General features: G+C 65.5%; 10 protein-coding genes. 3 read left to right on the top strand and 7 right to left on the bottom strand.

Features of this window, described 5'->3' with window-relative positions:
- Positions 1-110: 110 nt before the first annotated feature.
- Positions 111-1,145 carry a ribosome small subunit-dependent GTPase A gene (gene rsgA, locus JX25_RS05990; protein ID WP_241557860.1) on the bottom strand — a complete coding sequence of 345 codons (1,035 nt, stop codon included), beginning with the start codon at positions 1,143-1,145 and terminating at the stop codon, positions 111-113.
- A gap of 118 nt (positions 1,146-1,263) precedes the next feature.
- Between rsgA and JX25_RS05985 the strand changes: the two genes are divergently transcribed.
- Entirely contained in the window at positions 1,264-1,860 is a 597-nt protein-coding gene (locus JX25_RS05985; RefSeq protein WP_128254149.1) for a hypothetical protein, read from the top strand.
- A gap of 57 nt (positions 1,861-1,917) precedes the next feature.
- Here JX25_RS05985 and JX25_RS05980 read toward each other — a convergent pair whose 3' ends face one another.
- The 6 genes from JX25_RS05980 to JX25_RS05960 all read right to left on the bottom strand — a co-directional run bounded on the left by JX25_RS05980 (position 1,918) and on the right by JX25_RS05960 (position 9,784).
- Positions 1,918-5,145, bottom strand: a complete 3,228-nt coding sequence (locus JX25_RS05980; RefSeq protein WP_128254148.1) for an error-prone DNA polymerase — start codon at positions 5,143-5,145, stop codon at positions 1,918-1,920.
- Entirely contained in the window at positions 5,142-6,650 is a 1,509-nt protein-coding gene (locus tag JX25_RS05975) for a Y-family DNA polymerase (RefSeq protein ID WP_128254147.1), read from the bottom strand. Before JX25_RS05975 ends, JX25_RS05980 begins: the two co-directional genes overlap by 4 nt.
- On the bottom strand, positions 6,571-7,326 hold the full coding sequence (locus JX25_RS05970) for an ImuA family protein (protein WP_128254146.1): 756 nt from the start codon (positions 7,324-7,326) through the stop codon (positions 6,571-6,573). Before JX25_RS05970 ends, JX25_RS05975 begins: the two co-directional genes overlap by 80 nt.
- A 156-nt stretch (positions 7,327-7,482) precedes the next feature.
- Positions 7,483-7,884 carry an LLM class oxidoreductase gene (locus JX25_RS05965; RefSeq protein WP_206611522.1) on the bottom strand — a complete coding sequence of 134 codons (402 nt, stop codon included), beginning with the start codon at positions 7,882-7,884 and terminating at the stop codon, positions 7,483-7,485.
- Positions 7,885-8,047: 163 nt separating this feature from the next.
- The gene (locus tag JX25_RS14800; RefSeq protein ID WP_164876078.1) at positions 8,048-8,197 is read right to left on the bottom strand and encodes a hypothetical protein; all 150 of its coding nucleotides are present in this window, start codon (positions 8,195-8,197) and stop codon (positions 8,048-8,050) included.
- 129 nt (positions 8,198-8,326) lie between these two features.
- Entirely contained in the window at positions 8,327-9,784 is a 1,458-nt protein-coding gene (locus JX25_RS05960) for an aminotransferase-like domain-containing protein (protein WP_128254145.1), read from the bottom strand.
- Positions 9,785-9,924: 140 nt separating this feature from the next.
- On the opposite strand from JX25_RS05960, the gene JX25_RS05955 reads away from it, so the two are divergent.
- Together JX25_RS05955 and JX25_RS05950 are read left to right on the top strand one after the other, a co-directional pair.
- A complete protein-coding gene (locus tag JX25_RS05955) occupies positions 9,925-11,322 on the top strand; it encodes an aspartate aminotransferase family protein (protein WP_128254144.1) in 1,398 nt (465 codons plus the stop codon).
- A 21-nt stretch (positions 11,323-11,343) separates the two neighbouring features.
- A complete protein-coding gene (locus tag JX25_RS05950; protein ID WP_128254143.1) occupies positions 11,344-12,381 on the top strand; it encodes an ABC transporter substrate-binding protein in 1,038 nt (345 codons plus the stop codon).
- Positions 12,382-12,394 lie beyond the last annotated feature (13 nt).

The raw sequence follows: 12,394 nt of genomic DNA, 5'->3' as shown, positions 1-12,394 counted from the left end.
GATGCTTTCGGGTTTCAGGTGGGGCAGGGTCCAGAGAAGTCTAGCTGTTTTTCGGATCAGGCGCGGGCGCCCGAAGCCCGTCACGCAGGGGCGCGCGACGCAGCGGGATTTCAGCGGCGCTTGCCGGCAGGTTTCGTGATCCTGTTACCGCGCGGGCCCGACTGAACGGGCGTGTTGGCACGGCTTTCCTCGGCCAGCTTGCGCCACCTGTCCACCCGGGCCGGATCGATCGATCCGTCTGCCAGGGCTGCCTGAACCGCGCAGCCCGGCTCGTGGGCGTGGGTGCAGTCGCGAAAGCGGCAATGGGGCGCAAGCTCTGCAATCTCGGCGAACAGCACGTCCAGTCCCAACGACATATCGCTGATGTGCAGGGTGCGGATGCCTGGCGTGTCGATCACCTGTGCGCCGCCCGCAATCGCGTGAAGCGAGCGGGACGTGGTCGTATGCCGCCCCTTGGCATCATCCTCGCGGATGCTGCCGGTCAACTGCGCCTCATCGGGGTCTTTTTCCGTGATGGTGTTCAGCAGCGAGGATTTCCCCACCCCGGAGGAGCCGACCAGCGCAACCGTCTGGCCCACGCCGCACCAGGGTGCCAGAACTTCCGCCGCCATGGCCGAGGTTGCATCAAGCGAGACCACCGCCAACCCGCGTTGCAGGCCCGTGACCTGATCGCGGTAAGGGGCAACATCCGCCACCTGGTCGGCCTTTGTCAGAACAACCACGGGCGTGGTGCCTGCTTCGTTGGCAAGGGCCAGATACCGTTCGATGCGGGCCGGATTCAGGTCATCGTTGCAAGAGGTGACGATGAAAAGCGTATCCACATTCGCCGCGATCAGTTGCGGCTCGCGCCCCCCTTCGGTGCGCCTGCGCAGCAAGGTCTTGCGTTCAAGCCTGCGGACCAGCAGGCCGGTTTCCGGCTCCACCAGGATCCAGTCGCCCACCGCATAATCCGAGGTGTTGGTCCTGGGTGGCAGGTTCAGGCGGACGGGGCCATCGGGGGAAGCCGCCGTCATCCGCGCCCGGTGAACGGTCGCAACGCGCATGGGGGCAAGCGAAAGCTCCTCGGCGTCCAGCTGTTCGGCAAAGAACGCCTGCCAACCAAGGGCATCGAGTGCCGAACGAGGATGATCGGATGCAGATTTCACGATGATCTGAATGCGCCCGTTCCGTGACCTTTGCAAGCCTTTCCCGCCCGACACGAGTGGACTTCCCACCCTGCGGCGGTCTAATCCGGCACCAAGGGTTGTTTGGCGGGGAAAAATCATGCTGTGGGACATTCAGGCGCTGATGAAGCCGGCGCTTTCGGTCATCGATCTGATCCCGAACGTACATCGCACCCCTGCGCTGGCGGCCCTGCGACGGGCGGTGCTGGATGGCAGGCCCCTGTCGCTGCGCTTGTCGGCCGAGGAAAAGGAACTCGCGTTCCGCGAAGCATCGGTGCAGCTGACCTCTCCCATCGGCGCGCGGGTGCTGCTGGCCCTTTACAGGGGCGGGCATCTGAAGCTGAAGAAACCCCCGCAGAAATCGCTGCCTGCGCTGGAGGCTTATGCCGCGACGGAAGAATCCTTCCGTGCGGAAGTGGCCCGGATCCTTGCCGCCGAAGATGCCAGGCGCGAGCGTCTGGCCGAGATCGTGGCGGATCCCGCCTGCGCTCGCCCCGAGGAGTTGAGCCCCTATCTGATCGACAAGGTCATGACGGCCCATCTTGGCCACAACGTATTCGGGCAATTGCAGATCGGCGGCGTCACCTGCCACCGCGCGCTGAGCCAGCCATCGGCCAGCGACGGGCTGCGCGCTGAAAGCCGCGTGATCTGCTGGTGGCATGATGATGCCGGCCACCGGCATGGCGACACTGATTAGGGTTGCGGCCAGCCTGCCGGTTCAAGGACGCTCACAGGGCAGGCGCCGCTCTGTCTGCTATCGAAAATCCCTCGTTTTCACACGGATCGCATCCAGATGAAGATCGGGGATATAGATATCCCGCACTCGCACCCCTTTTGACGGGCTCGCGGGGATTGGCGTCTCCGCCCCGTTCCCCATCTCCACCTTCCCTTTGCTTTCCCGCGTGCTGACGCTTTTCAGCTCTGCCGACAGATCCGCAATGTTGCGTGCGATCAAGTGGACGACCTCGCCCTCGCGCTGGACCTGACCCTTCACGGCAATCATTCCCGCGCCAAGGATGATGCGGCGGTGCGCCTCGAACACCTTTGGCCAGATAACAAGATTGGCGATGCCGCTTTCATCCTCCAGCGTCAGGAACATCACGCCCTTGGCCGAACCCGGACGCTGGCGCACAAGCACCAGACCCGCCACTTCGCACCAGCGGCGGCCGCGCGTGGCCATGGCCTCGGCGCAGGAAATGATCCGCCGTCTTGCAAGGTCCGGGCGCAGGAAGGCCACCGGGTGCCGGCGCAGTGAGAGGCCCGTATGGCTGTAATCTTCCACCACCTCGCGTCCGTCGGGCATGGGGCGCAGGGCAATGGCGGGTTCCGCAGTGTCTTGCCGGCTTTCGCGATCCGCGGCGGCAAACAGCGGCAGTTCATTCTGCGGCAGGCCCTTGATTGCCCATAATGCCTCTCGGCGGGCAAGGCGCAGGCTGGGGTGGAAGCCGTCGGCCTCGGCAATGCGGACAAGGCTGGCGGCAGGAACGTCCACCCGCCGCCACAGATCCTCGATCGAGGTGAAGGGGTCATCCATCCGCGCCAGCGTGATGGCAGCGGCATGGGCATTGGCCAGCCCCTTCACCATGCGCAGCCCCAGCCGGACGGCGAAGGCCTCGCCCGCAGGCTCCAGCGTGCAATCCCAGTGGGAGGCGTTGATGCAGACGGGCCGTATCTCCACCCCGTGTTCCTGCGCATCGCGAACGATCTGCGCCGGGGCATAGAAGCCCATCGGCTGGCTGTTCAAAAGAGCGGCGCAGAAGGCATCGGGGTGCCAGCACTTCAGCCAGCTTGAGGCATAGGCAACTAGAGCGAAGCTGGCGGCATGGCTTTCGGGAAAACCGTAGGAGCCGAAGCCCTCCAGCTGCCGGAAGGTGCGTTCGGCGAAGTCGGGGGAATAGCCGCGCTCGGCCATGCCGTCGATCAGCTTGTCGCGGAAGGCGCTGACGCCGCCGGTGAACTTGAATGTCGCCATCGACTTCCGAAGCATGTCAGCCTCGCCCGGCGTGAAGCCGGCGCAGTCGATGGCGACGCGCATTGCCTGTTCCTGGAACAGCGGCACGCCGAGGGTCTTGCCCAGCACGTTCCTCAACGCGTCCGTCGGGTATTCCACCGCCTCCAGCCCCGCCCGCCTTCGCAGGTAGGGGTGGACCATGTCGCCCTGGATCGGGCCGGGCCGGACGATGGCCACCTGCACGACAAGGTCATAGAAGGTGCGTGGCTTCAGGCGCGGCAGCATCGCCATCTGCGCCCGGCTTTCGATCTGGAAGGTGCCAAGCGTGTCGGCGCGGCGGATCATGGCATATGTGCGCGGGTCCTCGGCCGGAATGGTGGCAAGGTCATAGCGTACACCCTTGTGGTCGGCGATCAGATCCAGCCCCTTGGACATGCAGGTCAGCATGCCAAGCGCCAGCACGTCGACCTTCATGAACTTCAGCGCGTCAATGTCGTCCTTGTCCCATTCGATGATCTGCCGGTCGGCCATGGCGGCGGGTTCGATCGGCACCAGATCGTCCAGCCGGTCCTGCGTCAGCACGAACCCGCCCGGATGCTGCGACAGGTGGCGCGGAGTGCCCTGAAGCTGCGCCGCCAGCGCCAGGGTCAGCCGCAGGCGGCGGTCATCGGGGTTCAGGTTCAGCTCCTGTATCTGGCTGTCGCTGACGCCGGTTTCCGACCAGGCCCAGATCAGGCCGGAAAGGGAGGCGATCAGATCCTCCGGCAGCCCCATCGCCTTGCCCACATCCCGCAGCGCCCCCTTGGCGCGATAACGGGTGACCGTGGCGCAAAGGGCAGCGCGATCGCGGCCATAGGTCTTGTAGATCCACTGGATCACTTCTTCGCGGCGTTCATGCTCGAAATCCACGTCGATGTCGGGTGGCTCGTGGCGTTCGGCAGAGATGAACCGCTCGAAAAGGAGGTCATTGCGGCTCGGGTCGATCGAGGTGACGCCAAGGACGTAGCAGACGGCGGAATTTGCGGCCGACCCGCGCCCTTGGCAGAGGATCCCGCGGGAGCGGGCAAAGCGGACGATGCTGTGCACGGTCAGGAAGTAGGGGGCATAGCCGAGCTTGTCGATCAGCGTCAGCTCGTGGTTCAGCGAAGCAGTGACCCCGTCCGGAATGCCGTCCGGATATCGGGTTGCGGCACCTTCCCAGGTAAGGCGGGCCAACGTCTCCTGCGGGGTCAACGCGGGATCATCGCGCTCTTCCGGATACTGATACTTCAGCTCGTCCAGCGAGAAGCGGCAGCGGTTCGCGATCTCGATGCTGCGGGCCAGCGCCTCGGGATAGCGGGCAAAGAGGCGGTGCATCTCCTCCGGCGGCTTCAGATAGCGGTCGGCGTGACGTTCGCGCCGAAAGCCGAGGGCGTCGACGGTGGTGGTGTGGCGGATGGCGGTGACCACGTCCTGCAGGATGCGGCGGGACGGCTCGTGGTAAAGGACGTCGTTCGTGACCACCGTCGGCACCCGCATCTGTGCCGCTAGCGTGGAAAGCTCGTGCAGCCGCATCTGGTCGTTCGGGCGGCGGCGCAGGGTCAGCGCAAGATAGGCGCGGTCGCCGAACAGCTTGCGCAACCGCCGCAGGCGCAGCCCGCAGGTGTCATCGGCAAGGTCGGGCACCAGCACCGCGATCAGCCCTTCAGCATAAGGCGCAAGATCGGTCCATTCCAGATGGCAGCCGCCCTTGCCGGCGCGGGATTTGCCCAGCGACAGCAGGCGGCAAAGGCGCGAATAGGCTGCGCGGTCGATGGGATAGACCAGCAGCGCCGTGCCGCAGGCAAGGTCCAGACGGCAGCCGACGATCAGCCGCATGCCGGTCGTCTTCGCCGCCTCATGCGCGCGCACGATGCCGGAAAGGGTGTTGCGGTCGGTCACCGCCAGCGCGGTCATCCCCATCAGGGCGGCGGTGGCGAACAACTCCTCGGCCGAAGATGCGCCGCGCAGGAAGGAGAAGTGGGAGGTGACCTGAAGCTCGGCATATCTCATCCGAACACCCCGTGCAGGAACCAGCGATGCGAGCCTGTGGCGGCATTCTCGCCATCACCCGCGCGGAAGATCCAGAACCGCTCGCCCGCATCGTCCTCGATGCGGAAATAATCGCGCACGGCGATCAGCTCGGCGTCCCGCTTCCACCATTCGCCAAACACCCGCTCTGGCCCGTCGGCCCGGCGCACGCGCCGGCGGATGCCCCGCCACGAGATCCAGTTCGGCGGGTGATCGGGCAGAAGGGCCATGGTCTCGATCGCCTCGGGCCGGGGCAGCAGGCGCGAGGGGCGGGGCCAGTGGTCGGGCCAGCCGGCACCGGTCTCCTCGGCCAGGGCAGGGATGCGCCGAACCGACCGTTCCGGCACGTCGCTGGCCACCGGGGCCATGCGGTAAACGGCGCGGGGGCCGACCCGGTTTGCCAGCACGTCGATCAGTCCGGAGAGGTCCGGTGCCGTGGCATCGAGGCTGCTGATCTGCTTGGCCGCCAGCGGCTCTGTCAGCGTCGCGGTCAGGGTCATGATCTCTATGCCGAAGCCGGGAGCGATGGTTTCGATCCTGTCGCAAAGCAGGCGGGTCAGCCGCTGCGGGTCGCGCTGCGGGACGGCAAGGCCGATGCGCACCGTCTCCACCCGGTTGTCGACGCGGGTGCAAAGAAGGTCCAGACGGCGCACGCCAAGGCCCCGCTCCTCCAGCGCCGTGCAGAGGGAGGCGACCAGCTTGCGGATATAGCGGGCGATGGTTTCTGCCGCACCGATGGGTTCGGGAAAGGCGCGGCGCACCTCGACCAGCCCCTCGGGGCGCAGCGGTTCGATGGGTTCGGCAAGCTGCCCAAGCGCCTGATCCATACGGCGGCACAGCTCTGGCCCGAAACGGCGGGTCAGCGGCGCGCGGGGCTGGCCAAGAAGATCGCCGATGCAGGCAAAGCCAAGATCGTGCAGGCCTGACGCAACGGATGGCGGCAGGCGCAGGGCTGTCAGTGGCAGGGGTGACAGCAGTGCCTCTGCCGAACCCGCCTGTGCGATGATCGCCGGCTGCGCCACGAACCGCGCCAGCGCATGGGCCGCCCCCCATGTGTCGGCAATGGCGGCGCGGGCGCTGACACCGGACAGGACCAGCCGTCCGATCAGCGCATCCAGCATCGCCTCCTCGCCGCCATGCAGATGGTCGGCGCCGGTGGAATCGATGACGATCCCGTCCGGCGGGTCCACCGCCACGATGGGGGCGATGCGCTGCAAGACCCAGAAAGCCAGCCGCTCAAGGCTTGCCAGATCCGCCGCCGGATCGGCCCGTTCGATCAGCAGGTCCGGAACCAGCGCCTGCGCCTTGCTGACCGGCATGCCGGGGTGCAGGCCCAAACCCATGGCGGCTTCGTCCGCAGCGGTGACGATGCGGCGGTTGCCGACCCGTCCGGCGATGATCAGCGGCCTAGCCGAAAGCGTGTCGTCCTGCCGTCGCAGCCGATCGGTCGGCCACAGCGGCAGGCAGACCGAGATGACCCGTGCCATCACATGCCTCCAGCTCGATATCCAGACTTTCGCCCGCCCGCGCGCGGATCAGTTCGATCAGCCAGCGGGCCCGCCCGACGCCGGGAACCGGCAGCGGCGATGAAGGAAGCACCGACACACGCCAGCGCGTCATGGCTGCCGTGGGCTGGCCGAAGTCGCTGGCTTCCGTGGGATGCCGCCAGCGGCGCAGGGCGATGCCGGTGGTGCCGGATCCCTTGGCCGCCAGGTGCAGACGCCGCGATGCCGTCATCGACAATCTGGCCACATCCGCAATGACGGCGGCAAGGCCACCATGACGCAAGCCTTCCTCCATGCAGGCCAGCACGCCCTGATCATCACCGGCGTCCACATAGATGACGCGGTCGGGGGGCAGCCCGGCCTGCTCCAGCCCGGGTGCGAAAAGATCGGCCTGCGTTACGCACCACAGCACTGGGCCGTTGAGGCGGGCGGCGATGCCGGCGGCAAAGCACGCGGCCGCCGCCCCGTCCACGGCACCACCCCCGCCGCCCGCGACTTCATGCAGACAGCCGAGGACGAGGCCGCCCTTTGGCAGGCGACGATCGAGTTCGGGTATATCGAATGGCAGCACCGCGGGTGGCGGGCCGCCGTCACCCTCGATCGCCGCGACCTGCTGGCGCAGCGCGGCAAGGGCCGGGTTAGGGGAGCGAGCGGACATGGCAGTGTCAGCCTCCGTTGAGGGATCGGTTCATAGCATAGTTCACCTTTTGTTCACATATGAACCCGTAGTCAATCCTCTGCCGCCGCGAGTGGACTGCGAAGGCGGTGGTGACGCAGGGGATCAGTGTTGTGCTGGCCTGTCGGACGTTCGGCGTCAGAGAGACGTGCTTTCGTTACAGCCCAAAGCGCTGTGGCGTTCCAGCCCGTCCGCCCATGGCTCATGATATCCAGTGCCTTGAACTGCCGGGCGAGATTGAAGGCCATTGAATGTGGTTGATCCGGTGGCGACCAGGCCGATCCGTTCGGTCTCGCGGGCGACGGCCGCCAGCGTCATCATCACGTCGAGATTGAAGCCGGACGGCTCGTGATCGAGATCGACGGAAACGGCAGAGGGACCGTCGGGCAGAAACAGGAACTGGAACTTCCCGCGCTCGGCGGTCTGCGCCTGCCGCACCTTCGCATCGAAGCTGGTATAGGCGCGGGGGTCCGTGCCGGGCATCCGCCAGGCGTGGGGCAGAGCGCCGTGGTCATTTCCCAGATGCATACCGAGGATCATTTGACGCGCAATGAAGCCTTCTTCTTTTGCTTTTCAGGATGGATTCAAAGTCTGCCCGGCTTTGGTCAGGTCGGGACCTGAAGGGCATCTCTGCTACCACGGGGCCTCGAGGGCGGACGTGGAGTGGACCGGAATGAAGGTACCCTCCGGTCCCGCCTGGTGATCACATGAACAGGACTCGGGTAAGGCGGACGGCGTAATCCGAGTCGGGGTTTGTGGTGGTGTCGCCCATGCGTTCCGCGATTGCCGCAATGGCCAGTTCGCGGTGCGCCGGTAGGCGCGAACGCTCGGTCGCCGCCAGCGCATCAGGCATCTGCTTGCGCGTGATACCGGGGGAAGTTCCACTCCCCCCGAAGGCGCTATTTTTACGCTTCGGAAGGCACATCGATGTCGCATGGATGCCCGTCCGTCAGAGTTTGCCACGTCTTCCAGAAGCAACCAATCAGGCAGCGCGCTCCAGAATACGTCGCAGCGTGGCAACGTTGGCCAACAGTTCCGGCTCTGTCATGGCGCAGAAGCCCAGCAGAAGCCCCTGCCGCGGGGATGACTGGTGGTAGCGGCCGGAGATGGGCGGGATGCGCAAGCCCTGCCGGCGCGCTTCTTCCGACACCGGTACATCTGGCAGACGCATCAGCGTTGGCAAGGCAAGGCCGACGCAGGTGGGCAGCGGCTCAAGCCAAGGGTGCAGGGTGCTTTGCACAAGGCTCAGCAGGCGCTGCTTACGCGCGTCATACACCCTGCGCATCTTCGTCATGTGGCGAGCGAAATGGCCCTGCCGGATGAAGTCGAGAAGCGCCGCCTGCATCGGCAGACTGGCCATGTGGCCCGAGATGAAGGTCGCCTCTGCCATGTCATCGGCAAATGCCTCGGGGACCACGGCATAACCGATACGCAGGGCGGGAAACATCGTCTTGGCGAAAGTGCCGACATAAAAGCTCCGTTGTCCGCCATCCAGCCTTTGGACCGCAGGGATGATGGTGCGGGGTGGCAGGAACTCGTTGTCGAAATCGTCCTCCACGATCCATGCATCCGTCCGGCGGGCGTAGTCCGATATCCAGTGCCGCTGTGCCAGCGGCATGACGCGGCAGAACGGCTGCTGGCAGCTTGGCGTGACATAGATCGCCTTGGGCGGGACGAGATGCGGGTGCGAAAGGTCCCACCCCTCTTTCGGCCCCACCGGCAGCGGAGCGGCCGTGGCCCCCGCGGCAAGGATCGCGGCAAGGGCGCCGGTATAGCCAGGCTCTTCCATCCACACCATGTCGCCCCGCTTCAGGATCAGGCGAAAGATCACGTCGAGCGCTGCCTGCCCGCCATTGGTGATGACCACCTGATGCGGATGGCAGACCACACCTCGGCTGAGGCGCAGGTTCTGCGCGATCAGCGCCCGCAGGTCGGGCAGTCCGGCGGGCTGGTCATAGGTCAGGTCATCATGCCGCGACATCTGCAGGTGCCGCGCAACCATCCGGTGCCACGTCTTGAAGGGGAACTGCCGCAGGTCGGGCACGAAAGGCCAGAAGCCCGGACGCTCGGCAATGGCGCGCGGTGTCCGGTGGCCGCGCATGAGACCCGCCCCCGTGCGTAGGGCGGAGGCGGGAGCGGGAAGGGCGCCCTCGGGTCGCACCCGCTCCTCCCGGAATGCGGGCTCCAGCGTCACGCGGGCGGGCGCACCGGGGCGGGTGGCAATATACCGCTCGGCCGCCAGTCGCTCATAGGCCCAGGAGACGGTATTGCGGGAGACGCCGATCGCACCGGCCAGCGCGCGGGTGGACGGAAGCTCGGTTCCCTTTTCCAGATCGTAACACAGGATCATTTCCCTCAGACGCTCGAACAGTTGCTGCTGGATCGGGACGGCACTGGCACGGTCAAGCGTCAGGCCGATGACGGGCATGTCGTAAGGCATCAACTGGTCCTTTCACAAAGGCGACCACTGGCACTTTACAGCTGGCGCGGCCCTTCCGTAGCGTATCGGCAGGATGACAGGTCAAGCCGCGGCTTTTGCTTGCGGAACTGCCTTGCGAACAAGCCAAAGGACCAATCCCCATGCAGTTGGAAAACCCGAACTCGCTGCCGCGCCATGCCCCCAATTCCACCGAGGCGCGCGACATCGAATACCTGTTGCACCCGGTCACCAACGCCAAGGCGCACCGCACCACCGGCCCCATCATCATGGAGCGGGGGGAGGGCGTGCGGATCACCGACACCTCGGGCAAGACGTATATCGAAGCGATGGCGGGGCTTTGGTCGGTGGGCGTCGGGTTCAGCGAGAAGCGGCTGGCCGATGCGGCTTACGCGCAGATGCTGAAGCTGCCTTATTCGCAGATATTCTCCCACCGCTCCCATGGACCTGCGGTGGATCTGGCGGAAAAGCTGGTGACGATGGCGCCGGGGAACATGTCCAAGGCCTTTTTCACCAGTTCCGGGTCCGAGGCGAACGACACCGCGCTGAAATTCCTGTGGTATCGCTCCAACGCGCTTGGCCAGCCGCAGAAGAAGAAGATCATCTCGCGCAATCGCGCCTATCACGGGATCACCATTGCCGCGACCTCGCTGACGGGGATCGCGGCCAACCATAACAGCTTCGACCTGATCGTGCCGGACATGATCCGCCTGACCTGCCCCCACCATTATCGCGAGGCGCAGGAGGGAGAAAGCGAGGATGCTTTCGCCACCCGTCTGGCCGAGGAGCTGGAGGGTGAGATCCTGAAGGCCGGCCCCGAAACCGTTTGCGCCATGATCGCCGAACCCGTGATGGGCGCGGGCGGCGTGGTTGTCCCGCCTGAAACCTATTGGCCAAAGATTCAGGAAGTTCTGCGCAAATACGATATCCTGCTGGTCGCAGACGAGGTCATCACCGGTTTTGGGCGCACCGGCCAGATGTTTGCCTGCGACACCTACGGAATCACGCCCGACATCATCGTGCTGTCCAAGCAGATATCCTCCTCCTATCTGCCTATTTCGGCCATCCTGATGAATGACCGGGTGCTGGACCCGATTATCGAGCAGTCGGACCGCGTGGGTGTGCTGGCGCATGGATACACCGCCGCGGCCCATCCTGTCTGCGCCGCCGTGGCGCTGGAAAACATCGTCATCATCGAGGAGCGGGACCTTGTTGCCAACGCGGCCGAAGTTGGCAGCTACATGATCGAAGGGCTGCGCGCACTGGCCGACCATCCGCTTGTGGGCGAGGTGCGGGGCATCGGCATGATCGCCGCGCTTGAACTGGTCACAAACAAGGCGGCGCGGACTGCGCTGGAAAAGCCGGGCCAGCTTGGCGCGAAGGTGCAGGCAAAGCTGATGGAACATGGCGTGATCTCGCGTGCGGTCGTGGATGCGCAGTGCTTCTGCCCGCCGATGATCATGACCCGCGCCGATGTCGACGACATGATGGTTCGCGTCCGCCGGGCGCTGGACGACGTGGCCGCCGACGTGCTGGCCTGAGCCACTGGACAGGAGAGAGACATGGCATTTCGCACCCTTGCGCTTGGCGTTGCGGTTCTTGCCTTCGGTTCCGCGGCGGCCTCGGCCCGTGACCTGGTGGTGGTGGGTTGGGGCGGCGCCGGCCAGGCCGCCCAGGAGGAGGTTTTCTTCGAATCCTTCACCGAACAAACAGGTATCCCGCTTCAGCAGGAAAGCTGGGGCGGCGGCTATGGCATCATCAAGGCCAAGGTCGGCACCGGCGACATAAATTGGGACGTAGTGCAGGTGGAGGCGGACGAGTTGGAGCTTGGTTGTGCCGACGGCATCTATGAGCCGCTGGACTGGGCACTGATCGGGACCGAGGACCAGTTCGCGGGCGGCACCGCCTCGGAATGCGGCGCGGGCACGCTGACCTGGGCCTTCGCCTTGGGGTGGGACGCCGACGTGCTGCCCGAAGGCCCCGAGACATGGGCCGACATGTGGGACACCGATCGCTTCCCCGGCAAGCGCGGACTGCGAAAGGGCGCGAAAGGTTCGCTGGAGATCGCGCTTCTCGCCGATGGCGTTCCGGGAGAGGAGATCTATGATGTGCTGGCCACGCCCGAAGGTGTGGAGCGCGCCTTCGCCAAGCTGGACGAGATCAAGTCCGATGTGATCTGGTGGGAGTCTGGCGCGCAGGTGTTGCAGCTTCTGGGCGCGGGCGAGGTTGTCATGGCAGCCGCGTATGACGGCCGGCTGACCATGGCCGCCCGGGACGAAAACCGCAACTTCAAGCTGTCCTTCGACGGCGCGCTGTATGCCACCGACAGCTGGGTCGTGCTGAAGGGCACCCCGATGAAGGATCAGGCGATGGAGCTTGTCTCCTTCATGAGCCAGGCGGACAGGATGGCGCAGATGCCCGCGCTTCTGCCCTACAGCGTGCCCAACAGCGAGGCGATGTCGATGCTCACGCCCGAGGAAGCCTCGCTCCTGCTGACTGCACCCGAGAACTCCGGTAATTCCATCCCGATCGACACCTGGTTCTGGGTGGATAACATCGAGGCGCTGACCACCCGCTTCAACGCTTGGCTGGCACAGTAGTAGGGATCCGGGA

It is taken from the genome of Falsirhodobacter deserti, assembly GCF_004015795.1.
Taxonomy (GTDB): Bacteria; Pseudomonadota; Alphaproteobacteria; order Rhodobacterales; family Rhodobacteraceae; genus Falsirhodobacter; species Falsirhodobacter deserti.
The sequence above is the reverse complement of the archived record's forward strand: the minus strand, read 5'-3'. Positions and strand labels throughout refer to the sequence as shown.

Excerpts from the sequence above, each read along its gene's own strand:
- JX25_RS05980 (WP_128254148.1), bottom strand. The coding sequence starts at position 5,145 with ATGAGATATGCCGAGCTTCAGGTCACCTCCCACTTCTCCTTCCTGCGC.
- JX25_RS05955 (WP_128254144.1), top strand. The coding sequence starts at position 9,925 with ATGCAGTTGGAAAACCCGAACTCGCTGCCGCGCCATGCCCCCAATTCC.
- JX25_RS05975 (WP_128254147.1), bottom strand. The coding sequence starts at position 6,650 with ATGGCACGGGTCATCTCGGTCTGCCTGCCGCTGTGGCCGACCGATCGG.
- JX25_RS05960 (WP_128254145.1), bottom strand. The coding sequence starts at position 9,784 with ATGCCTTACGACATGCCCGTCATCGGCCTGACGCTTGACCGTGCCAGT.
- JX25_RS05965 (WP_206611522.1), bottom strand. The coding sequence starts at position 7,884 with ATGATCCTCGGTATGCATCTGGGAAATGACCACGGCGCTCTGCCCCAC.
- JX25_RS05970 (WP_128254146.1), bottom strand. The coding sequence starts at position 7,326 with ATGTCCGCTCGCTCCCCTAACCCGGCCCTTGCCGCGCTGCGCCAGCAG.
- JX25_RS05950 (WP_128254143.1), top strand. The coding sequence starts at position 11,344 with ATGGCATTTCGCACCCTTGCGCTTGGCGTTGCGGTTCTTGCCTTCGGT.
- JX25_RS14800 (WP_164876078.1), bottom strand. The coding sequence starts at position 8,197 with ATGCCTGATGCGCTGGCGGCGACCGAGCGTTCGCGCCTACCGGCGCAC.
- JX25_RS05985 (WP_128254149.1), top strand. The coding sequence starts at position 1,264 with ATGCTGTGGGACATTCAGGCGCTGATGAAGCCGGCGCTTTCGGTCATC.